Consider the following 23,540-nt stretch of genomic DNA (forward strand, 5'->3'; position numbering starts at 1 on the left):
TTTGATCAGAATTTAATATAAAAAGAGATTTATGCATAGTTTTTTATTTCTCATCTGCCTCATCCATTTTTTTTATAAGGCTATCTGTTAGCGAAGATAGGAATTTTGTTCGAGAGGTTTTTCTCATTCTTAATTCTAAAAAAGTACGATAATAATCCCCTAACTCGATATTGAAAGTATATTCTAAATAGGTTGCTATATCCTTAATTTCTGTTGTACCATTATTAAATACTCCTTCAGAATGTAGTGCATAGAGCAATTCCGTTAATGCTACTTTAGATCCTGTCCACATCAATTTGGTGTTCGGTTTGCGTTGTGATTTTTCAGAGGTATCTTTGTTTTCAATTATAATTAATTGGTTTTCTAAATATAATTGAATTAAATCATTAGCAAGAATTTGAGCTACTTTGAAGTCGTGAGAAGTGCTAAAAGTTGTATCCGCCTCAAAATAGAAATTGTCGAGTGCTAATTTTATATCAAATTTGCCTCTTTGAAAATATTTATAATCGAGATATGTGTTGCCTGTTCGATAATATTGGTAAAATTCTAATTCGTTATCAAAAAAGGCTTTCAATTTTAATAACTCATTATTGTAATATTTTTTTAAAATTCGGTTTCCTCCATTAGGTCTTTTCATCTCAATTTTAAAGACCATATTGTAGTAGATTAATTTTGAGGTAAATTGAGGTTTTAGATCTTTAAAAAATTGAATTTCTTCGGTATCAGTTTTGAAATTACTCTTGGATATTATTTTTTTTAAATTTGCAATAGAAGCCAAAATGACTTCTATTGCATTTTCACATTTTTTTATTTGGTTGTCAACTTCTAAGTCAATAAAATTAAGTTGTTCATTAAGGCTAGAAAGTAATTGACTAATTTTTGGATTCAATTTGCATTAATTTTAACTCCCAAAACATTTTTTCTTTTAAGTTTGATTATAGCTGAGCAAGCAAGGGTTTCTACTTCAACTTATGTTTTTATTTTAAAATATGAGGGTATAATTGTATTTCTGTGCTATAATATAGATACATACATTGGGATTAAAGCATCTTTCTATATTTTTTAGACATAGTTATTTTTAATTCTAAACGGGTGATTGTGAAGTAGTGTATTGTGTTTTTTATTTCCACTTTACGGCAAAAGCAATAATTAATTTTATAATAAAGAGAATGAGCATTAGGTGAACAACTGCTTCTATGTCATCCATCAAGAATGATATTGAAATACCAATTACCATTAAAAAAGATCCAAGCACTCTTTGCCTTGAATGTTTTTCAACACTATCAATAATTATCACTGCAATCAAAGTGTAAATTGCAATTATCAATATTTCAATCAAATCTTCTGGGAAAAGCCATAATAACAATAACGGCTGAACGACATGAAGCACAATGAAAAAATATCTCATCTTTATATTTTGGATGTAGTACCTATTTGTTCCATCAGTAAAATTGGATACTACACCGCCTGATAAATCTAATGCCACTATCCCTAGAATGAATAACTTGAAAGTACTTAAAGATAAATTCCATGCAAGATATATGATTATGCTTGTGGTAATTATTACAGTAGTATAGTTGACTAATAGATCAAAAATGCTAGATTGCTTTCCGTGTAACTCATGTAAATAGCTTGGAATATTCACTTTTTTGTCAAATGTTTTCATCTTTTTAATTTTTTTTCCCAATCTTAAATTATGTCGGGGCGATAGTCTTTTAAGGGTTTAATTTAGAGGTCATTTTAATTGATAAGTACATTTTTAATACTTGAATAAAAATGATTTAATAGAAATACTAGACTTTGTTGATTTTACCTTCCGACAGCTTTATCTCCTCTCAATGTCATTACTGTACTTGTTGCGAGTGCGACAACTTTTTGTTGAGTATTTTTTATTTCACAATTATAGACTGTAATTGTCTTTCCAGATTGAATAGGCGTTGCAAACGCTTTTAAAGTATCTTTCCATACAGGTCGGAAAAAATTGATTTTTAATTCTAAACTTGTAAATGTTTCGTCATCGTTTATAATCGTTGAATGTGCCGTTCCAATTGCTGCGTCTGCTAGTTCGCATAGTAATCCTCCGTGAATAGTACCTTGTTGGTTGCCATGGACTTCAGAATCTGCATCAATTTCAATTGTTGCAATTCCTTTTTCCACATTTACAATTTTCATTTTTAATGTTTTTGAAATCGCAGTTGGATATCTCATATTTGTAGTTACGTCTTTTGGCAACTTTCCAGCTATCATATTTTTTATAAACTCTAGTGTTGGTATTTTTTTCATTATTTTGAAGATTAGATGTGTGTATTTCTTAATTTGGATTCATTTAGATTTTCGCAATAGCTTATGATTTACTTTACACTAATTTGTATCTTAAGAAGCTTAAATTAATGGAGAGAGGCTAAAGTGTTATCCTACTATTGTTATTTTCTTATTAATCAAGATTTATAAATTGAATTAACGCCCTCCTGTTACATCAATAAATATTCCTGTGGAATAAGATGACTTTTCAGATGCAAGCCAAAGAATAGCTTCTGCAACTTCGCTTGCTAATCCACCTCTTTTTAATGGAATGCTCTCTTTTACTCTTTCTATTCTTCCAGGTTCTCCTCCAGAAATGTGAATGTCGGTATGTATAAAAGCTGGTCGTACTGCATTTACACGGATTCCATCTTCTGCCAACTCTTTAGATAATCCAATAGTGAGAGAGTCGATAGCACCTTTTGATGCTGCGTAATCAATGTACTCAAATGGTGCTCCGGTTCTAGAAGCAATTGACGACACATTTATGATAGTTCCTCCGTTGCCACCATATTTAGTTGACATTCTTTTAATTGCTTCTCTACAACAAATAAAAGATCCTAAAGTATTGGCTTGAAATATTCGCTGTAATCTTTCCCACGTTATATTTTCTAACTTAGATTGCTGTTCCAATATTCCGGCATTATTTACTAAACAAGTTAAATTCCCAAACTCTGTGTCAACCTCGTTAAATAGTCGTATTATTTCAGCCTCATTAGAAACATCTGCCTTAAATGCTTTTGCAGAGCCTCCAGTTGATTTTATTTTTTCAACTATGTTTTCTGCCGCTTCTATATTTTTATTGTAGTTCACTGCCACTGAAAATCCTCTTTGAGCAGCAAGTACTGCCGTAGCCGCACCAATACCACGGCTAGATCCTGTTATTAACATTGTTTTCATTTCTTATTATTTTTATTATTACAATATGGATTTTATATGAGCCAAATGATGTTGGCAATGCCAAGAATACATACCAATTGCTTCTTCCAATGTGAATTCCTTCCCGTGTTCGGGATGAGTATATTTTCTTTTTAATGTATCAGCATCAAGATTTTTCAAAAGAATATGCCATCTGTAGTGAATCCCTTGTATAATGGATAGGGATGAACTTATTGGTAAGTACTTACTATCTTCTAATTCAGACCATGAAGACTCCTTGTAAGGTTTAATTACAGGGTTATCTTCTGTCATAGCGAGCTTGAAACGAATAAATGCATTTATGTGACTATCTGCACAGTGATGTACAACTTGCCTAACGGTCCACCCATCTTTTCTGTAAGGAATATCAAGTTGACTTTCGGATATTGCTTCTAGCATATTATTCAATACAGAAGGAAAAGAACCTATGGTTTCAATCCAACTATCCAACTGACTCTTTTCTATATTCGCTGGTTTTATAAATTGACCAATCGGGTATCTTAAATTTTGATTTTCCATTTCTATCAATTAATTATAAATCATCTGTAAAATGTCTTCGTTCCTTATCTTGTGAAAACTTACGGCTGTTGTAATCTGTTGATTTATTTCGAGCAATAGATAAAGTTTGCCATTGATCATTTTTTATCATTTTAGCAATGAATACCATTTGGCCGATGTGATAAGGGTAGTGGGCTAATTGACGATTAATAGCTTCTACAACGGAATGGCCATCGTTGCGGATATAAACTACACGTTCCATATCTGCTTCAGTCAGTTGTTCTAGTACTTGAATTAGACATTCCCAGCCTTGTTTCCATCGATTCATCAATTCTTCTTTACTACTGAAAGGATTATTAAATTCTGCGTCACGATTTCTCCATGGCTTTTCTCCATCGGTAGTCAAAAAATCAGTAAATCGAGAGAGCATATTGCCTGTGATGTGGTTAACAATAACAGCAATGCTGTTACTTTCATCATTGTATTGCCAGAACAATTGATTTTCTTCCAATTGTTCCATGGCTTTTTCGCCTAGCATTTTGTAGTACTCAAATTGCTTTTTTACGCTGTTTAAATAGCTTTCCATAATTATTAAATTTTAAAGTTTGTAGTTACTTGTTTTTGATATTATCGTTCTCGGTTATAAGTAGTTGAGTGGGTTAGCAGTTAACTTTGCAAGTATGCACTAAATTGAAAATCTTTTCGGATTTTCAGAGATTGGTGATGACAAGAAATTATTTATAACCATTATGTATTGTTATTCAGTAATTTAATTGTTATTCCGATTTGACCTAAATGATATAAATCGTGGTGGATTATTCCTTCGACCATATATTTGAGCGAATGTTTCCCATTATATTTATTGTTCTCAAGATAGTCATCGTTTTTATCAGCAAGGAAGTCAATCAATTCGTTTTGGCTTTTCCTTAAATCCGATTTCAGTTTTTTCCAACCAATTTTTTTTAACTCTTCGTTACTTTTCCAATTTTCCTCACTTTCGATTGTAAGGTCAGATTCATGTCCGTTGAGTTTATTAATTAAAGCTTTCCGCCAAACCAAAATATGCGATACTAATTCCGCTACGCTATGAATTTGAGGAATTGGCCTCTCAAATGCTTTTTCGTTCGTTATTGGTTCAAGTTTTTTTTCAAAATTATCATCATACCATGTCACTCCACTTTGAATGTCTTTTAGTTGTCCGATGATGTTTTTTACAATTTTTATATCCATTTGATGTTTTTTTTTATTGTATGCTAACATCTGAATTTAAACCAAACATTGATGGCAATTCAGATATATGTATATTTGTGCTCCATGATGAATCTCGTGTTCAGCCATTGTCAAGAGCCATTTACATATTGAAATAGTTACATTCCCGGAGTAAGGCATTTTTAACTGACTGAAAATTTAGATGTTATATAAATTTAAGTTTAGTCTATTTGTGTTTCGTTGCTTTTATTTTGAAGACACATTAATGTAACTAAAGAAGTAGCCACTATTGTTTCTTTATTTTTATCGATAACGAAAATATCAGATCTAACTACTGAAAGCCTTTTACCGTTTTTAATTACTTGTGCTTTCGCGATGAGTTTATCACCCAAAGCAGGACTTAAGTAATTTATTTTTAGTTCAACAGTTGTGAAATAACTATTTGATTCTTTTGAGGAAGCAGCTGCATAGCCCGAGGATACATCTACCAAGGCAGCTATAGTACTTCCGTTAAACATACCTGCAGGACGAAGCATAAACTTTTGTTTAGCTACAATAGTTTCAAAGTACCCCTCAGAAATTACGTTTGCTTCGGCACCATATAATTTCATTATTTCAGACCGCTCAAAGCTTTGCTTTAACTGTGCTTTTCTTTCTATATTCATCTTTTATTGTATTGGAGGTTAAACATTTATAAGCTATTTTATATTATTTTGATATCCGCGATTTATATTGTAGATACCAATTGTCACGCTAAAAAGTGCTAAAACAGTGGTGTATGTAATTTTTTCATTCAAGAGGAAGTAGCCCAATATTAAAGCGATGATTGGATTGATATACGCATATAATGAAACAATACCTATGGGTAACTTTTCCAATGCATAAACGTAGCAAGGATATGATATTACTGAGCCTATTATTACGAGATAAACTAGAGACCAAATAGCATCAGAACTGATGACTTGTAATTCTGAATAATCATCCATAAAGATACTCATCGCCATGAGAGCTAAACCTCCAAAAAACATTTGTAAGGCAGCATTTAGCAAACTGTTTCCTTTTAACCGATTCTTTGCTGAATAGACGCTTCCTATTGCCCAGAAAAAGCAGGCTCCGAATGTGATTAATGTACCTGTTAAATAGGTTGGATTTACAAAATCCTTGAGATTATCCTTGAAAATTAAAGCTATTCCAATAAACCCCAAACAAAGACCTGTAACTATTTGTCTGTTCATTTTTTGTCGTTCTAATCCAACTAAATAATTTAGTCCAATAATGTATAATGGCAAAATGGAAACAATCAAAGCCGCTAATCCACTTGGGATATAACGTTCACACCAACCTATTACTCCACTTCCTAATGTTATCATTAATATTCCTAAAATAAGCTGATTAATAATAATTGATTTGTTGAGATTTAAATTTCCAACTATCTTTAGAATTAACAAGAGCAAACTTCCCGCTACAATGTGACGAATAGCTGAGAACATAAATGGAGGAAAAGTTTCTACACCAATGCGAAGCGAAAAATAAGTTGTGCCCCATACAATGGAAACTACTGCGAGAGCTATGTATGCTATAATGTTCTTATTAGTTTGCATTTTTAAAATATAAGGGTTGAGAAAAGTCAATGGACCTGATTTTATTTGATAGTATTTCCTTTTTCATATTTCGTAAAAAACTTATTATTTATAATTTCCAATATTGTATTCATATGATGCTGGTCGTGCTCCGCTACAAAATACATCAAGTCAATTACTCTCATGGGCTGATTTAATCTTGGATGAATGCTTGATTTAAGTATATCATCACTATTTAAACTTTTTAGAAAATCTATTGTCTTTATCCGCTCATACCAGAAGCATTTAGTAAGCTCCGTTATCGATAATTTGTTGAAAGAAGATCTATTAGTAGCAGTGTTGTTTAAATCAGCAGGAGACATCATGTTTTTTCCATCGTTTATTTCCTGAAACCTAGCTCGCCATATTATTTCTAGTAAAAATAGATGCCCGATATTTTGGTTAATAGACCATTTACCTTCTGTATTATAAGTTGTAAATTGTTCAGGAATCTGATCAAGTGTTTGATTTAATATCATCGGGAAATTTTCTAATCTATCTAATAAGTTATTATACTGCTCTATACCGAAATCAAAATTGAAACCCCTATCAAACCACTTATTAGTGATTACCAATTCCATTTTAGTATCAGCACGTTTATATTCTTGTCCGTCTAATTGAACATTTTTAAAACCTAATTTGTGATAAATACTAATAGCAGGTTTCAATTTTGAGTTTGTAAATAAGATTAGTTTTGTGGCCTTCATTTTTCTTGCTTCATCAATAGCAATTTTACAGAGAAGCTTGCCGGCACCAAGTCCTTGAAACGATTCACTAACAGCCATTTTTGCTAACTCAAAAACACCATCGCTTACGTATATCAATGCAACTGTTCCAATTATTTTACTTTGATACTCTACAAAGAATATTTTCCCTCCATTTTTTATAATGAATTCATCTGGATTGGAGAGAATGGTCTCATCCATCGGTTCAATTTTAAAATATTTCTCGACCCAAGATTTATTCAATTGTTCAAACTGTTTTTGATACTCTGGTTTATACTTTACTATTTTCATCATTTCCATATTTATAAGTGATAGATAAATTTTCTAGAGTTTTCTTTCTTTATTTCTAATTTATACAAAATAGACCAATCGGTCTTTTTTTTGATAAAAAATTTTAGAGCTTCAGATTTAAAATCATTTTTTCCAAGAACCCCATTGCTATTTTTAGTTCCGTAGTCCTATTTGTTACTTTTGCCTGCATAAATGCTCCTTCAATCATAGAAATCATAATTACTGCCACTTCTGTAGGATCTGTATCTTCTTTTATTTCTTTCCTTAGAATACCTCTTTTTATCTGATTTTCAATTGAAGTTTTCCAAAAATTCAATGCTTTAAAGGCTCTTTCTTTCAATTTAGGATGAGTATCATCAGCTTCAGTAGATGTATTTAAAATGGGACAACCAGCTTGTAAATAGGAGTATTTGAAATAGTTCTTATAAGTGTCAGGATATACTAACAACCTCTCAATTGAATTGTCAGTTGCTAAAATCCTAGTCTTCATATGTTCATTAACCTTATTATGATTAAAGTCAAAAGCAGCTAAAGCAACTTCATCTTTGTTTTCAAAATTGCCATAAATACAACCCTTTGAAAGTCCGGTTGCACTCATGATATCACTCATTGAAGTACCAGCATAACCTTTTGTATTGAAAACTGGGGCTGTTTTCTCTACTATAAATTGTCTAGTGTTTTCTGACTTTGACATTATTTGTTAAGTGTAAATAATTATAAAACAATACAAAACTAATCAAAATAAACCAAACGGTCTAATTTTGAATTAAAATATTTTTAGGGTTGTAAATTTACACGAAACATTCTCCTTTTTGAATAGAGCAATTTTGAAAATAATCTAGTAGATAATTAGTAAATATTATATATTGAATGGTCATTTAAAAATGTTTTTTAATTTTACTCACGCATAACATATTCATTATGAGAAAGGATTCGGAAAAGCGCTTATTAGAGTTAGGTTTTGACACAGATTTGATTCAAAAAATTGAATCAAAATCCTTAAATCTTAGTAGTCTAAAGCCCATGAGTAAAAATGCTCTTTTAAAGGTCGGGTTTACAGAAAATGAAACTGATTTGATATATGCTAAAACGAAAAGGGAGCCAATATCAGATGAAGTACTAGATGCTGTTTTATCAAAAAGCGGTGAGGTTTGTTGCTACTGTTCAGATGGTATCTCTACAAGACCATTTCATATACATCATATAGATGAATACCATGTAAGTAGAAATAATAATGAAGATAACTTGGCTTTAGTATGTCCGAATGACCATGCTAACATACATTCAAAAAAAATAACTATTGAAGAACAAAAATCTATTAAAAAAGCCTGGGAGAATCTTTGGAGTATTGCAGAAGAATACAGAACAAAAGGAATTACCTTCCCGTTTGGTGCATTTGAAATAATAGATTATTCAGTAAAAGGAAATATTACTGATGTTTTTTCCTTTTCTTCTCCTAAAGGATCTGTTTGTCATCAGCTTGCAAAAGGATATTTATCTGAGCATTGTTTAAAGACCATTGAAAAAGAGAATAAACTTATACTTGCAGGCGGTTCTGGTAGTGGTAAAACCACTCTTGCAAAAGGTATTGCCGGACACATTAAAGACGCTATAGTGTTTAAATATGTTGTTTCTGATAAATCAAGTGTTGAAATTGCTAGAGAAATATCACAATTTCTAACACTTGCACAAAAGAACCTAGTTTTAATTATTGATGATGCAAATACAAAACTGAAAACAGAGCAAATTGAAAGCATTTTACAATTTGCAAAAAAAGAGCAAAAAATAATTCTTGTAAACACAAGAAACTCTTTCAATAGCGAAGGAAATTTAGAACAACATTTTCCTAATTGTGTTGAATATATTAGTTGGCCTATACTTCGCGAAGAGGTTATATCTGTTATTTTAGAAAATGAAACAGAAATTGTTAATTACTTAACTCAAAATGAAATCAATAATCACAATGGTGATAGAATTGGTTTTGGAGCTTTGGACCAGCACTTAAACAGGGTTGTTGAAAGTTATGCTAAGAGTACAGAAACCGTTTGGCAGTTTATTTTTATATTAGGTGGAGGACTAATGAGGATAAGTAAAATATATACAGAACTTCAAGCTGAAGACAGATTTGATTTAGTTGTACTTTATATCTCAATTAAACAGATTGCAAAAGTTGAAGAAGGCTCAAGTATTGATGAAATTATTGAGTTCTATAGTCGAAATAGTATCTTAAAAAAGCAATCCGCACCCACAAGGGAATGGCTGAAAGAGAAATTAAATCATCTATGTGATATAAGGATTTTAGTCGAAAGCAGAGGCAAGTTTAAAACGGTTCATCGTGAGTTTTCCAAATCATTTATCGAAAACACTTACTTCATGAATAGAACGGGTTGCTCTGAACTGTTGGATGAAGTGTTTAACGACTTTACAAGAGCTAAGGAAATAATGATTCTTTGGTCGTGGCTAAAGTATGGGCAAGCGAATGATTATACAAGAAGATGGTCAGCTTCATTAACTATAGATCAATGGAGGAGCTTAACGAATGAAACTATTAAGCATGGTTTGCCAATATTGTCAATTTTAGCAAAGCACCTTCACACTACAACATTACCAGGACACAGCAAAATTGCGAATGAAGTTTTTAAAGATAAAGCGGATGAAATAGCCGATTTGATTAATAATGGGGATGAAGGTACGTTGTACTATTTTAATGAAATGGGGGCTACATTGCAATACCATTGCAAAGAGGTTACTAAACCAATTATGGATAGAATTGATTCCGATAAGTTTGCCGAACTTATTAAGAATTCAGATGTCGAAGCATTTCATTATTTACCATGGTTATTTAATACTATTTCGATAGGACATTTGGTATGGGTCGTAAATTTTCAAAACAAATTAACTTTTATGGATTTTCAGACAATAATTGAAAGAAATGAAAAGGGAAAAATTGATTTGATATATGACTTGATTTCTTTTTATCGCAATTACGTAGGAAATATCAAAAGAAGTGAATTCAAATATTTAGTTGACAAAATCAGTTTGCAGATTAAAACATGTAGTTTACAGGAAATTCGATTTCCTCAAATGTTTTTCTCAGGATTGACGGAATTGATTTTTTTTGAAAAAGAAGTTAATCAAATTGTAAACTCTATAGATTTTAATAGAGTAAAAAAAGATTTTGAAGAAGCTACTCCGAGGTATTGGGGAAGTTTGTTAAGTATTTCAATGCTTAATCAATATGGAACAAGTAACTTTAGTAAAGATTTTGTTGATGCACTTGACCTAAATAAAGTTGTAAGCAACATTGAAAAGCACTATGGAGCAAATCTACATGAATTCAGAGTGATAATGTATCAACTTGCCTATGGGAGTGATTCAACAAAAAAGGAATATGCTAAGGCTTTGCAACCAATGGTAGAAAATGCCATGCAAAGATTTACAGAAAAAGAGGATCATGAAGATATATTAAAAGCTTTCTATAATTTGGATAATGAACTTGGAAAAGAGAGCTGTAAAAAATTAAATAAAGCTGTTCCTAAAGCACGCAAAAAAATTAAGAAACCATCAGATAAGAGAAAGTCGAAATTAGGCATAGCTGACGCTGAAAAAAGTGGTGAGGATTATGTAATGATTGAAAGTCTTATCAGTCTAAAAGAATCAAAACAGGAAGATTAACTTCCTGTTTTGATTCGAGTTTAATTATATTATTTTTTTTCAATTTTTGGAGTAATAATTAATCTACGTAATTTTGATTTGCCATAACATAGCTAAAGAATGCATCAAAATAAAGCTCTTAAATTCAACTTATTTTTACATTTAGATTTTTAGGAGTAAACTTATACTTGATTAATAACATATCCTCACTCACTTTTCTATCCAATACTTTTGCATAATGCTGAGTAGTTCTCAAATTTTTATGCCCAAGCATTTTGCTTACACTTTCAATAGGAACTCCATTGGTAAGGGTTACAGTCGTTGCAAAAGTATGTCGAGCAATGTGAAAGGTTAATTCTTTTTCAATTTCACAAAATCCAGCAATCTCTTTTAAATAGGCATTCATTTTTTGATTTGATAGAATAGGTAGTAGTTTATCTTCGTTGATACATTGCGGATGATTTTCGTATTTATCGATTATCATTTGTGTAACTGGAAGTATTGGAATTTTAGAAGCTGATTCTGTTTTTTGTCTGTGAGTGAATATCCATTTCTCGCCATCAATTCCGAAGCTAATATGCGACTTTGTTAGATTTTTAACATCAATGTATGCCAAACCTGTAAAGCAACTAAAAAGAAAAATATCGCGAACTAATGATAGTCGTTCTGTTTTGAAATCTTTTTCAATTAAACTTTGAATTTCTTTTTCAGTTAAATAAACTCGTTCGACTTCTTTGACTTTTGATTTGTAGTTTGCAAATGGGTTTTTATCTAGCCAGTCATTGGCTAAACAAATCTTTATTATTTTATTGAATTTCTTGATGTATTTAACTGCTGTGTTATTGGCACAGTTTCTAACGCTTCGTAACCAAAACTCATAATCGGTTATAAAGGCGTGATCAATCTTGGTAATATCAATATCAGAAACGTTGTATTTCCATTGCATAAATTCGATAGTATGCTTCAATGAAGTAGTGTAGCGTTCTAATGTTCCAGGAGCGTATTCTTTTCCAACGAGTTCTTTTATCTTATTGTTATGGTCTTGGAAAATCGGTACTAACATTCTTTGTCTTTCTTCAGTACCAAGTAATTTGCTTTTGAAGTTTTCAATAGATAGGGTCTCGTTTCGGTGGAGTAGTTCCATTTGTGCATCCAACACTTTTGATTTCATCAAATCAAGGTAGCTATTGATTGAACGTGCTTCTTCAGTTGTGCCTTTCATTTTAGCTAGTTCGTTTGACCATTTGGATTTTTCTACAAACTTTTTGGTACTAAATTCAAGTCGTTTCCCATCAACTGTTAGTCTTACATAAATTGGAAGTAGTCCGTTTGCATTGGCTTTTGTGCTTTTAGCATAAAAGTGAAGTGTGATTTTTGTTTTCATTGTGGTGACCAATTAATTATTACTCAATTTAAATTCCTAATTGAAATCAAACAAGATGTTTACTGACTGAACAAGCTATTGAACCAGTCGTTGAACCCAATGTTTGTAGGTGTTGAGGTAATTTAGCGAGACCCTAATTTTTGAATTTTCTAGGGTCTCGATTTTATCTCGATTTAAATAAGATTGAATGAATAATTTGGAATGTCTGCAAAAGAAAAAACCCCGTAAATCATAAGATTTACAGGGTTTTGCTACCGTTTAGGATTTTTTCCGCGGAGAAAGAGGGATTCGAACCCCCGGACCTGTTACAGTCAACAGTTTTCAAGACTGCCGCATTCGACCGCTCTGCCATTTCTCCAGTATGTCGCTTTCATTACCTGATTGCGAGTGCAAATATAGCACGCTTTTTTGATTATCAAAACATTTTCCGCTTAAAAAATAAAGAAAATTATCTATTTGGTTTTAACCATTTCATTTTCTTTTATTTAGGTTTAAGATATTTTTCAAAATATTTTCACTAATCTTTTTAAAATGCTTAAAACTTCACGTATTCTGTGATTTCTAACCCATAACCGATCATTCCTACACGCTTAGTTTGATCTGGGGTATTGGATACAAGCTTAATTTTAGAAATATCTATATCATGCAAAATTTGTGCTCCAATACCAAAATCCTTTGTATCTATGATTATTTTTGGCGCTTTCATAATGCCTTCGCTTTGTAAAGATTTCAATTCAGTTATTCGGTTTAATAAATTAACTGATTGCATATCCTGATTGATGAAAATAACGGCGCCTTTTCCTTCTTCGTTGATCACTTTAAACATGTCATCAAGTTGTTGATCTGCGTTGTTGGTTAAAGTGCCCAGTAAATCATTGTTTACTTGTGAAGAATTTATTCTTGTCAATATAGGTTCTCCTAGGTTCCAAGTTCCTTTTGTTAAGGCGATGTGGACTTGCTTATTTGTAGTTTGAACATACGCCCTTAATCTAAAAGTCCCGAAGCGTGTTTCTACATCAAAATCTTCTTTTTTTACAATCAAACTATCGTGTTGCATTCTATAAGCCACAAGATCTTCAATTGAAACTAATTTTAAATTAAATCGTTTAGCTACTTCGACTAATTCCGGTAAGCGTGCCATCGATCCATCTTCATTCATTATTTCGCAAATAACACCGGCTGGCTTGAATCCTGCTAATCGGGCAAAATCAATTGCAGCTTCAGTGTGACCTGTTCTTCTCAAAACTCCTCCTTGCTTGGCAATAAGAGGAAATATATGACCAGGTCGAGCCAAATCAAATGGCTTTGTTTCTTGTTCTATTAATGCTAATACTGTTTTAGCTCTATCTAAAGCAGAAATTCCTGTTGTAACACCATGACCTTTTAAATCTACAGAAACCGTAAAAGCTGTTTCCATGTGGTCGGTATTATTGGTAACCATTGCTTTCAAATCAAGTTCCTTGCAACGGCTCTCGGTTAATGGAGTACAGATTAAGCCTCTCCCGTGAGTGGCCATAAAATTAATCATCTCGGGTGTTACCTTTTCGGCGGCAGCCAAGAAATCGCCTTCATTTTCTCGGTCTTCATCATCTACAACGATTATTACTTTCCCTTGTCTGATGTCTTCAATAGCTTCTTCTATTGTGTTGAGTTGTATTTTGTCTGATGACATTGTAGTTATTTATTTTTGTTGTGTGTTTTTCTTTTAAAAAGTTTTTGAAAAGGTGCCAATATAACATCAAGATTAATCAATCCAATGTCATTTGTAGCCCTGTAGGTTAGCAAAATAGCTAAAGGAGTCAGGATTATAGAAGACATCCAAGTTCCTAAAAAAGGGGCAATTTCATTTTCTTGAGCAATTTTTTTACCAAAAGTATTGATGAAATGGAAGGTTATAAAAATTAAAACCGCGAATACTATTGGAAGTCCCAATCCACCTTTTCTAATAATTGCACCCAGAGGAGCACCTATAAAAAACATTAGAACGCAAGCGTAGGCAATTACAAACTTGTCATGCAATGCAATCCAATGTTCGTTAATGGTTTTTTGCTTGTTGAATAGCTCATCCTTTGTTCCTATAACGGTAGAAATAGTGTTGGTGGTGTTGTTTCTGGCAATTTCTAAAAACTTTGCCTTTTCAGTATTGCTATAGTTAGCAAGAATGATATCATTGCGTTTTATTAAATCTTTGCTTTGAGATTTTACAGAATCTTTAGCTTTAGTAGAATCTTTTGTTTTTCCTGTATCAACTGAATCAATGTTTTTAGTAATGGTCTTTGAAATAGGAGCCTCAACGGGCCTGTTTAAGGCCTGCTTATATGATGGAATCGATTTTTGCGATTGCTGATAAGTGATTCCAGTTCTTAAATGAACATTTTCTGTAAATGAAATCAGATCATTGTTGTAGTTGGTGCTTAATGAATCCAAGGTATATCTTAGTTCATTGATATTAAGCATCGTATTTGTATTGGCAACTTTTTCATCATCAACATCAACTTTGTTTAATGAGGATAAATCCAAATTCATGACATACTTTTTGAAAGAGCTTTTGGAAAAAGGCAATTTTTTGCGGTCTTCATATTTCTTTGGAACCACATCTTCATATTGATGTCCATCAAATAAAACCAATTGTAAAATATTGGAGTCTTCACTGCTTAATAGCACACCATTCTTAGCTTTAATAACGGCATTGTTAGAATTACCACCTAATGATTTTTTATGAATGGTTACACCTTGAAGAAGGTTTCCATTTTCTCCGGATTTCTTTTCTACCTTGATGTTGAAATTTCCAACATCGCTAAATTGTCCTTCGGCTATTGCCATTGCAGGTTTTACCTGAGCAATATTTTTTCGGAAATTAATGAATTTATATTGAGCATACGGAATTACATTATTGGCAAATGCAAAAGCGGCAATACTCAAAACAAAAATAAAAACAATCAAGCTTTTCATGGCTCTCTGCAAAGAAACACCCGAGGATTTCATCGCAGCAAATTCATAATTTTCGGATAAGTCTCCGAAAGTCATGATGGAAGCTAGAAGGATCGAAAGCGGTAAAACCAACGGAATAACGGTTGGCATAGAGTAGAGGAGGAACTTCACGATAAGGATCAAATCCAAATCTTTTCCTGCAAGCTCGGCTATAAAAAGCCAAACCGTTTGCAATATGAATATAAAAAAAAGGATTACAAATACCGAAGTAAATGTAATCAGGAATGTTTTTAATAAGTATCGGTCAAGAATTTTCACTCTGGGAAATTAGTCTAACTTGTTGATATAGTATTTTGGATATTTACTCTGAACAAAGGTAAACTGATTTTTTGATAATGGTTGGTTGGTTTTAAAAGAATTAACAACAATTGTCGTTTTGGTTCCATTTTTCCCAGTTTCAATAAGGTTGTAGATGTGTTTCGTTTGAGTATCAATACCTAAAAGAATCTCTTTTCTTTGGTCTTTTGAACTGTTTGGAATCAACTTGATATATTGAATCTTTCTTCCTTTTACATTTTGAAGGATATCCCAAGAATATTTATAGCCACTATTAAAGAAAGTCAGCATTTTAGAAGGGGTAATGGCATTCTCATCCTTTTCATCAACGCTTGAAATACTCACTTCTTCGTCTTCTGGAACAATAGTATATACTTTTCTACCGTCAAACATCTTTGTAATTCCCATGAAGTTCAATACATATTGATTGTCTTTCAAGGTCACGTTTCCTTTACTTTCCTGATTGATATTCTCTTTTGAGTTGTTCAAGGAATATTTAAAATCGATTACAATATTATCGTAGCTTTTCACTTTAGCCGTAACTTCATCAAGTAGTGCTTTTGCTTTTTTGTCCTGTGCCTGAATCGAAAAGCTGAAAATTAATAAAAAAGCAAACTGAATAAAATGTTTCATCTTAAAAATTGTTTTGTTCATTGTTAAAAAAATCATCAAGAGAACTCAAGTCAGGTATGTTTACGGTTCTTGCCTTACTTCCTTCAAAAGCTCCAACAATTCCGGCGGCTTCCAATTGGTCAATCAATCTTCCTGCTCTGTTGTATCCTAATTTAAGCTTTCGCTGAAGTAATGAAGCTGAACCTTGCTGGGCTGTTACAATAATTTCGGCCGCTTCCCTGAATAAAGAATCTCTTTCGGAAATATCCATATCAAGTTTAATGCCACTTTCGTCACCGCCAATAAATTCTGGCAATAAATAAGCATTAGGATAGGCTTTTTGAGCACCGATAAATTCAGTGATTTTTTCAACTTCGGGTGTGTCTACAAAGGCACATTGCACACGCACCACGTCATTTCCGTTTGTATAAAGCAAATCTCCACGTCCAATCAATTGATCGGCACCTTGTGTGTCCAAAATGGTTCTAGAATCGATTTTTGATGTAACTCTAAATGCAATTCTAGCGGGGAAGTTGGCTTTGATGATACCCGTAATTACATTAACCGAAGGTCTTTGTGTAGCAATAATCAAGTGAATTCCAATTGCTCTCGCCAACTGGGCCAAACGTGCAATTGGTGTTTCAACCTCTTTTCCAGCCGTCATAATCAAATCGGCAAACTCATCGACCACTAAAACAATATAAGGAAGGAATTGATGCCCGTTTTCTGGATTCAATTTACGTGCCTTGAATTTTTCGTTGTATTCTTTGATATTTCGAACCATCGCATCCTTCAATAAAGAATAACGGTTGTCCATTTCAATACAAAGTGAATTTAAAGTATTGATTACTTTGTTATTGTCGGTGATAATGGCGTCTTCCGTATCGGGAAGTTTTGCCAAATAATGACGTTCTATTTTATTAAAAAGTGTCAGCTCCACTTTTTTAGGATCGACCAAGACAAATTTTACTTCAGCCGGATGTTTTTTATAAAGCAATGAAGTTAAAACGGCATTCAAACCAACCGATTTTCCTTGTCCGGTTGCCCCGGCCATCAAAAGGTGAGGCATTTTAGCCAAATCGACAACGAAAGTTTCGTTTGAAATGGTTTTTCCCAAAGCGATAGGAAGTTCCATTTCTGCTTCCTGAAATTTCGCTGAACCAATCACACTTTTCATTGAAACCATAGTAGGATTCTTGTTCGGAACCTCAATACCGATCGTTCCTTTTCCTGGAATTGGCGCGATGATACGGATTCCTAAGGCCGAAAGTGATAAAGCAATATCGTCTTCCAAACTTTTGATTTTCGAAATCCTGATTCCCGCTTCGGGAACAATTTCATATAAGGTTACAGATGGTCCAACGGTTGCTTTGATCTGTGCAATTTCAATTTTATAATTACGAAGTGTTTCAACAATTCTGTTCTTGTTTTCTTCTAATTCTTCCTGATTGATGGTGATGCCACCAGTAGTATATTCCTTTAATAAATCTAGGCTTGGGAATTTATAGTTGGATAAATCCAATGTAGGATCAAAAAGACCAAAATCTGCAACTAGGCGAGAGGCCAAATTTTCTTCAATAATGTCTTCTTCGGCCACTTTTTCTACGATAAATTCCTCTTCGATGTGTGGTGTTGGAGGAGTTATCTCTAAGGTAGAAGGTTTAACAGTAGGTTCCAAAATCAATTCAGAAGAACTGCTAATCGTTGGCTTTAAAGCATCCTTGTTGATTTCAAATTGAGATGCCGGTTTGATGACAATTTTTTCCAATTCCAAATCATCTTCATCTTCTTCTAAAGGTTCGGTGAAAGCTCTTGGTGTAATTTCTTGCACTTCTTCATCAACTGCAAATTCCTCTAAATTATAAGTGCTTTGGGTTGAAGGTGTCTTGATGGAATCCAAATCTTCTGAGAGGTCTTTTTTCGTCTTTTCGAATAAAGCTTTGATAGAATCAGGTGATATTTTTATTTTAAAAATAAGATAGACAATCAATCCAAATAGTAAAACCAATAAAGTGCCTGATTTTCCTATATAATCCTGAAGAAACAGATTCATTTCGTAACCAATGATTCCTCCCAATTCTGGAAGAAAATGTGCAAAAAATCCAAACAAAACGGAGATGATGACCATTGCAAACAAATCCCAAAACCATGTATTCTTTAATTTTTTTACCGATAAATCTAAAACCAAATACGCTCCAGTCAAGAAAAACAATCGCACAAAAAGAAAAGCTCCAACACCAAAACCTTTGTAAACAAAAACATCGGCCAAGTAGGCACCAAACTTTCCAAGCCAATTCTGAACGCTTACAGTTCGATCGCTTAATTCGCTGATGGCACTTTGATCGTGTTGGCCGTGAATGTAAAACGAAATAAACGCCAACAAAAGTGAAATTGCAAAGAGTACAAGCAAACTACCAATTACAACTTTATGTTGACGGGTAATTTTAAATGATTTTTTTGGAGCAGTATCCGCTTCATTTTTCTTGCCAGCGGTTTCTTTTTTAATCGTTTTTGCCATTCAGGTTGTTGCTAATTGGAGTAAAAATAAATAAAATTAAAAGATAAATGGCTTTTACAAGCTCATAATTATTGGAACATAAATAATGCATCCAATTGCCAGCGCGGCAACGGCGGCGAAAAACACAGCACCGGCGGCGATATCTTTTATGAAACCAATTTTACTATGAAAATCAGGATGAATAAAGTCTGCAATTTTCTCTACAGCAGTATTCAACCCTTCAATGCTTAAGACCAAACCTATAGCTAAAGTCTGGAAAAGCCATTCGGTTTTGGTAATTTCAAAATAAAAACCAGCAATACTAAGTAAAACTCCTAAGGAAAATTGCACCATAATGCTATGTTCCGTAGTTACTAATTTGTAGGCGCCGAGAATCGCATATTTAAAACTTTTTAACCGTCCGGTTACAAAAGAATGATCGTCCTTCATTTAAAAAATATTAAAGAGCCGCTAAAGCTGCGTCATAGTTAGGTTCGTCAGCAATTTCGCTAACTTGTTCTGTATAAGCAACGTTTCCGTTTTCGTCAACCACAATTACAACTCTTGAGTGCAAACCAGCCAAAGGGCCATCGGTAATTTCCAAACCGTATTCTTTTCCAAAACTTCCGTCTTTGAAATCAGATAGATTCACTACATTTTCAAGACCTTCGGCACCACAAAAACGTTTTTGGGCAAATGGTAAATCTCTTGAAATACACAATACTTTCGTGTTTTCCAATTGGCTTGCTTTTTCGTTGAATTTTCTAACAGAAGCAGCACAAGTTCCAGTATCTACACTTGGGAAAATATTTAAAACCAATCTGCTTCCCGCAAAATCAGCCAAAGAAACTACCGATAAATCGTTTTTAATAAGTTTAAAATCAGTTGCTTTTGAACCTGTTTTTGGTAATTCGCCAGTCGTATGTATTGGATTTCCTCCTAAAGTTATTGATGCCATTTTGTTTTAGTTAAAATTAAGGTTCAAAAGTATGAAAATAATCGGTAATAAAAGTCACTCAAAGCATAGAAAACGACAAAAAAACGCTCCCAGAATGAGAGCGTTTTTATTATTTGTCTAAGCAACTATTATTTATCGATCGAACCAAGAACCCTTTTCATAAAAGCATTCAGTGCTTCCTTTTTGTCGGTTCCTTCTTTTACCATTTTGTCCACTTCTAGCGCTCCGTACATGTTAGAAATCAATTCTCCAATAACATCCAGCTCTTCATCCTTTAGTGAGGGAACTTCGGTTAGGGCTTCAAGAACTTCAATGGCTTCGATAATATAATCCTGATCATTTTCTTCAATAAATTGAGTCAGATGTTTGATAACTGGTAGTTTCATTTGGAAGATTTTTATAATATTTCAACAATCAATTCTGATAGAACTTCAGCCTTATTCGTTTGGGTTTCGTTCACTAGTTTTCCATCCACAAAAGTGGCAAAAGTGGGAAGATTGGAAACATTGGCCAATTTTCTTGATTCTGGAGATTTTTCAGCATCTACCAAAACAAAAGTCACGTCTTCATTTTCTGAAGCCAATTTCTTGAATTTTGGTTTCATGATACGGCAGTTTCCACACCAAGAAGCGGAATATTGCACCACAACCTTTTTGGTTTTTGCTACGATATCTTGTAAAGTATCCTCGTTTAATTCGATTAACATAGTTTTTGAGTTTTAATGTAGCAAGGTTTCAAAGAAGCAAAACTTTGCAACTTTGTGTCTCTGAAACTTTGCAACTTATTGTTTAAATTAGTTTGAAGCCAAATAAGCAGCAGTACTGTTTCTGTCAGCGCTCATAGCTTGTTTTCCTTCTTCCCAGTTTGCAGGACAAACTTCGCCTTTTTCTTGAACGTGCGTGTAAGCATCAACCAATCTCAAGTACTCATTTACGTTTCTTCCCAATGGCATATCATTTACACTTTCGTGGAAAATTTTACCTGTCTCGTCAATTAGGTAAGTCGCTCTGTACGTTACGTTTGAACCTTCGATGATCACTGAATCCGTATCTTCGCTGTAGCTTGTAGATTCAATATCCAAAATTCCTAAAATGTTGGACAAGTTACGGTTTGTATCCGCTAAAATTGGATAGGTAACTCCTTCAATACCACCATTGTCTTTTGGAGTATTCAACCAAGCGAAGTGAACTTCGTTAGTGTCACAAGAAGCTCCAATTACAATCGTGTTTCTTTTTTCGAATTCTGGCAAAGCGGCTTGAAAAGCGTGTAATTCAGTTGGACAAACGAATGTAAAATCTTTTGGATACCAAAACAATAAAACTTTTTTGTTTTTGTTAGTTGCTTCTTCAAAAATGTTGATTTTTAAATTGTCACCCATTTCTGAAATGGCGTCAACTGCAATGCTTGGAAATTTTTTACCTACTAATGACATAATATATTTTTTAATGGTTATTTTTTGAACACTACAAAAGTAGGGCAGACTTAAATAATTTTGCATCAAAAATTATTATAATTATTTATCACTTGATAGTTTTTGACTATTTTAAAAATTCTATTTTTATAAAGCAACGTGATACTATTTCATTTGGTTTTATATATTTGTTTAAACTAACGATAAAATCAAATATGGGTTTTTCCAATTTATTCAGAAAGAAAACGGTCCAAGATATATTAAGGCAGGTTGAAAAAAATGAAACTGACGGACATAGTTCTTTAGGAAAACATCTTACGGCTAGAGATTTGACGGCTTTTGGAATTGCGGCAATTGTAGGTGCTGGAATTTTTAGCACTATTGGGAAAGCAAGTGCGGATGGCGGTCCCGCAGTTATTTTCTTGTTTCTTTTTACAGCCCTTGCTTGTAGTTTTGCGGCTTTTGCCTACGCAGAATTTGCTTCAATGGTACCAGTTTCTGGTAGTGCTTATACTTATTCCTATGTAGCCTTTGGGGAAATAATCGCTTGGATTATCGGTTGGGCTTTGATAATGGAATATGCCATTGGGAATATTACCGTCGCCATTTCGTGGAGTGATTACTTTACAGGATTGCTCGAAAGTGGCGGACTTCATCTTCCGCAGTGGATTCAAATGGATTATTTGACGGCCTCAAACGGTTTTGCGGATGCAACGGCACTGATGCAAGGAGGGAAGTCATTTGAAGATTTAGGGGCCGGATTAAAAACTGCTTATACCGCTTGGACAACCGCTCCGACAATAGGATCGTTTCATTTTGTAGCTGATTTGCCTGCACTTTTCATAATCATTTTGATTACTGCATTGGTTTACAGAGGAATGAAAGAATCCAGAAATGCTAGCAATTTGATGGTGGTTGTAAAGCTGTGTATTATCCTTTTAGTAATCGCTGTAGGTGTTTTTTATGTAGATACGACCAACTGGGATCCATTTGCTCCAAACGGAGTGAGTGGTGTTTTGAAAGGTGTTTCGGCGGTTTTCTTTGCCTATATAGGTTTTGATGCGATTTCTACAACAGCCGAAGAATGCAAGAATCCGCAACGTGACCTTCCAAAAGGAATGATGTGGGCGATTATCATCTGTACAATTTTATACATTGCCATTGCTTTAGTATTGACAGGCATGGTGCATTATTCTGATTTGAATGTAGGCGATCCGCTGGCTTTTGTTTTTGATAAACTGGATTTAAAATGGATGTCGGGAATCATTGCTGTTAGTGCGGTTGTCGCTATGGCAAGCGTACTATTGGTTTTTCAAATGGGACAGCCAAGAATCTGGATGAGCATGAGCCGAGATGGGTTGCTTCCAAAGAAATTCTCAAAAGTACATCCAAGATTCAAGACACCTTCTTTTGCAACTATCGTGACCGGTTTTGTGGTAGCTGTCCCAGCATTGTTTTTGAACCTTACAATGGTTACGGATTTATGCAGTATCGGAACTTTATTTGCGTTTGTCTTGGTTTGTGCCGGAGTTTTGGTGTTGCAGAACAAACCGAATATCCCACGAGGAAAATTCAAAACGCCCTATATCAATTCAAAATATATTGTTCCCGTTTTATTGATTGCGGGTTTGGTTTTTTCTTTTACTTATAATGAAAAAGCAACGATGGCTTTCCTTAATAATGAAAAGCAAATCAATACGCCAGAAGCTATTGTAACTTCTTTGGATAAAGAGCAAACAGAAAATGTTTTCACTTATTTAAAAGCAAATGACGCTAGAAGCATTACATCCGAAACGAGTGATTTGGAAAAAATATTGAACGCTTACAGTGAAAACGAAACGGAATACATTGATTTGGTAGAAGCATTGCCAATTGATAATGACTTGAAATACGAAACAGGATTTGCCCTTTTCAAGCATAAAATTCCAATGTACATCTTTTTGATTGTACTCTTGGGTTTAACTGTATGGTCTTGGCGACAAAACCTTTCACTAATACCTTTATTAGGTCTGGTTTGCTGTCTGTACATGATGGCCGAGTTGAGCGTTTGGAATTGGATTTATTTCTCCATCTGGCTTTTATTAGGTTTGGTTATTTATTTTGGCTTTAGCCGAAAAAACAGCAAATTGAATGTTCAGAACATTTAAAATTACATCCCGGTTCTTCCGGGATTTTTTATGGAACACAATCCTTAAA

The 23,540-nt window shown here is 33.5% G+C and carries 23 protein-coding genes and 1 tRNA gene; 2 read left to right on the top strand and 22 right to left on the bottom strand.

Annotated features, from left to right (window positions below):
* Positions 1–43: 43 nt before the first annotated feature.
* The 11 genes from ACI6PS_RS01095 to ACI6PS_RS01145 form a co-directional block, all read right to left on the bottom strand.
* Positions 44–889, bottom strand: coding sequence for an RteC domain-containing protein (locus ACI6PS_RS01095; RefSeq protein WP_421010694.1), 846 nt, complete (start codon positions 887–889; stop codon positions 44–46).
* Positions 890–1,120: 231 nt separating this feature from the next.
* Positions 1,121–1,666, bottom strand: coding sequence for a hypothetical protein (locus tag ACI6PS_RS01100; RefSeq protein ID WP_421010695.1), 546 nt, complete (start codon positions 1,664–1,666; stop codon positions 1,121–1,123).
* A 143-nt stretch (positions 1,667–1,809) separates the two neighbouring features.
* The gene (locus tag ACI6PS_RS01105) at positions 1,810–2,283 is read right to left on the bottom strand and encodes a PaaI family thioesterase (protein WP_421010696.1); all 474 of its coding nucleotides are present in this window, start codon (positions 2,281–2,283) and stop codon (positions 1,810–1,812) included.
* 174 nt (positions 2,284–2,457) lie between these two features.
* Positions 2,458–3,201, bottom strand: coding sequence for an SDR family oxidoreductase (locus tag ACI6PS_RS01110; protein WP_421010697.1), 744 nt, complete (start codon positions 3,199–3,201; stop codon positions 2,458–2,460).
* A gap of 18 nt (positions 3,202–3,219) precedes the next feature.
* Entirely contained in the window at positions 3,220–3,738 is a 519-nt protein-coding gene (locus tag ACI6PS_RS01115) for a YfiT family bacillithiol transferase (protein WP_421010698.1), read from the bottom strand.
* 13 nt (positions 3,739–3,751) lie between these two features.
* Entirely contained in the window at positions 3,752–4,303 is a 552-nt protein-coding gene (locus ACI6PS_RS01120; protein ID WP_421010699.1) for a DUF1572 family protein, read from the bottom strand.
* Positions 4,304–4,464: 161 nt separating this feature from the next.
* Entirely contained in the window at positions 4,465–4,947 is a 483-nt protein-coding gene (locus ACI6PS_RS01125; RefSeq protein WP_421010700.1) for a DinB family protein, read from the bottom strand.
* A 200-nt stretch (positions 4,948–5,147) separates the two neighbouring features.
* Positions 5,148–5,591, bottom strand: a complete 444-nt coding sequence (locus ACI6PS_RS01130) for a PaaI family thioesterase (RefSeq protein WP_421010701.1) — start codon at positions 5,589–5,591, stop codon at positions 5,148–5,150.
* A 33-nt stretch (positions 5,592–5,624) separates the two neighbouring features.
* Entirely contained in the window at positions 5,625–6,527 is a 903-nt protein-coding gene (locus ACI6PS_RS01135; RefSeq protein WP_421010702.1) for a DMT family transporter, read from the bottom strand.
* Between the two features lie 41 nt (positions 6,528–6,568).
* Positions 6,569–7,564, bottom strand: a complete 996-nt coding sequence (locus ACI6PS_RS01140; RefSeq protein WP_421010703.1) for a GNAT family N-acetyltransferase — start codon at positions 7,562–7,564, stop codon at positions 6,569–6,571.
* A 100-nt stretch (positions 7,565–7,664) separates the two neighbouring features.
* A complete protein-coding gene (locus ACI6PS_RS01145) occupies positions 7,665–8,255 on the bottom strand; it encodes a TetR/AcrR family transcriptional regulator (protein ID WP_421010704.1) in 591 nt (196 codons plus the stop codon).
* A gap of 227 nt (positions 8,256–8,482) precedes the next feature.
* Between ACI6PS_RS01145 and ACI6PS_RS01150 the strand changes: the two genes are divergently transcribed.
* Positions 8,483–11,236, top strand: coding sequence for an HNH endonuclease (locus ACI6PS_RS01150; RefSeq protein WP_421010705.1), 2,754 nt, complete (start codon positions 8,483–8,485; stop codon positions 11,234–11,236).
* A 124-nt stretch (positions 11,237–11,360) separates the two neighbouring features.
* On the opposite strand, the gene ACI6PS_RS01155 is transcribed toward ACI6PS_RS01150, so the two are convergent.
* From ACI6PS_RS01155 to ACI6PS_RS01205, 11 genes are all read right to left on the bottom strand, one after another.
* A complete protein-coding gene (locus ACI6PS_RS01155) occupies positions 11,361–12,599 on the bottom strand; it encodes a site-specific integrase (protein ID WP_421010706.1) in 1,239 nt (412 codons plus the stop codon).
* Positions 12,600–12,872: 273 nt separating this feature from the next.
* Positions 12,873–12,957: transfer RNA gene (locus tag ACI6PS_RS01160), tRNA-Ser, on the bottom strand.
* A 177-nt stretch (positions 12,958–13,134) separates the two neighbouring features.
* Entirely contained in the window at positions 13,135–14,271 is a 1,137-nt protein-coding gene (gene ribB / locus ACI6PS_RS01165; RefSeq protein WP_421010707.1) for a 3,4-dihydroxy-2-butanone-4-phosphate synthase, read from the bottom strand.
* Between the two features lie 5 nt (positions 14,272–14,276).
* On the bottom strand, positions 14,277–15,848 hold the full coding sequence (locus ACI6PS_RS01170; protein WP_421010708.1) for an LptF/LptG family permease: 1,572 nt from the start codon (positions 15,846–15,848) through the stop codon (positions 14,277–14,279).
* 9 nt (positions 15,849–15,857) lie between these two features.
* Positions 15,858–16,499, bottom strand: a complete 642-nt coding sequence (locus ACI6PS_RS01175) for a LolA family protein (RefSeq protein ID WP_421010709.1) — start codon at positions 16,497–16,499, stop codon at positions 15,858–15,860.
* Between the two features lies 1 nt (position 16,500).
* Positions 16,501–18,996: a DNA translocase FtsK gene (locus tag ACI6PS_RS01180; protein WP_421010710.1), complete on the bottom strand. Its 2,496-nt coding sequence runs from the start codon at positions 18,994–18,996 to the stop codon at positions 16,501–16,503.
* Positions 18,997–19,050: 54 nt separating this feature from the next.
* Positions 19,051–19,425 (bottom strand): diacylglycerol kinase family protein, encoded by a 375-nt coding sequence (locus tag ACI6PS_RS01185; protein WP_421010711.1) that lies wholly within the window; start codon positions 19,423–19,425, stop codon positions 19,051–19,053.
* Between the two features lie 10 nt (positions 19,426–19,435).
* The gene (gene tpx / locus ACI6PS_RS01190; RefSeq protein WP_421010712.1) at positions 19,436–19,933 is read right to left on the bottom strand and encodes a thiol peroxidase; all 498 of its coding nucleotides are present in this window, start codon (positions 19,931–19,933) and stop codon (positions 19,436–19,438) included.
* A gap of 128 nt (positions 19,934–20,061) precedes the next feature.
* Entirely contained in the window at positions 20,062–20,319 is a 258-nt protein-coding gene (locus tag ACI6PS_RS01195) for a DUF6952 family protein (protein WP_310026590.1), read from the bottom strand.
* Positions 20,320–20,330: 11 nt separating this feature from the next.
* Positions 20,331–20,639, bottom strand: a complete 309-nt coding sequence (locus ACI6PS_RS01200) for a thioredoxin family protein (RefSeq protein WP_421010713.1) — start codon at positions 20,637–20,639, stop codon at positions 20,331–20,333.
* An 87-nt stretch (positions 20,640–20,726) separates the two neighbouring features.
* Positions 20,727–21,365 (bottom strand): peroxiredoxin, encoded by a 639-nt coding sequence (locus tag ACI6PS_RS01205; RefSeq protein ID WP_421010714.1) that lies wholly within the window; start codon positions 21,363–21,365, stop codon positions 20,727–20,729.
* 194 nt (positions 21,366–21,559) lie between these two features.
* On the opposite strand from ACI6PS_RS01205, the gene ACI6PS_RS01210 reads away from it, so the two are divergent.
* The gene (locus ACI6PS_RS01210; protein WP_421010715.1) at positions 21,560–23,491 is read left to right on the top strand and encodes an amino acid permease; all 1,932 of its coding nucleotides are present in this window, start codon (positions 21,560–21,562) and stop codon (positions 23,489–23,491) included.
* The last annotated feature ends 49 nt before the right edge of the window (positions 23,492–23,540 follow it).

It is taken from the genome of Flavobacterium sp. PLA-1-15 (assembly GCF_049060005.1).
GTDB lineage: Bacteria > Bacteroidota > Bacteroidia > Flavobacteriales > Flavobacteriaceae > Flavobacterium.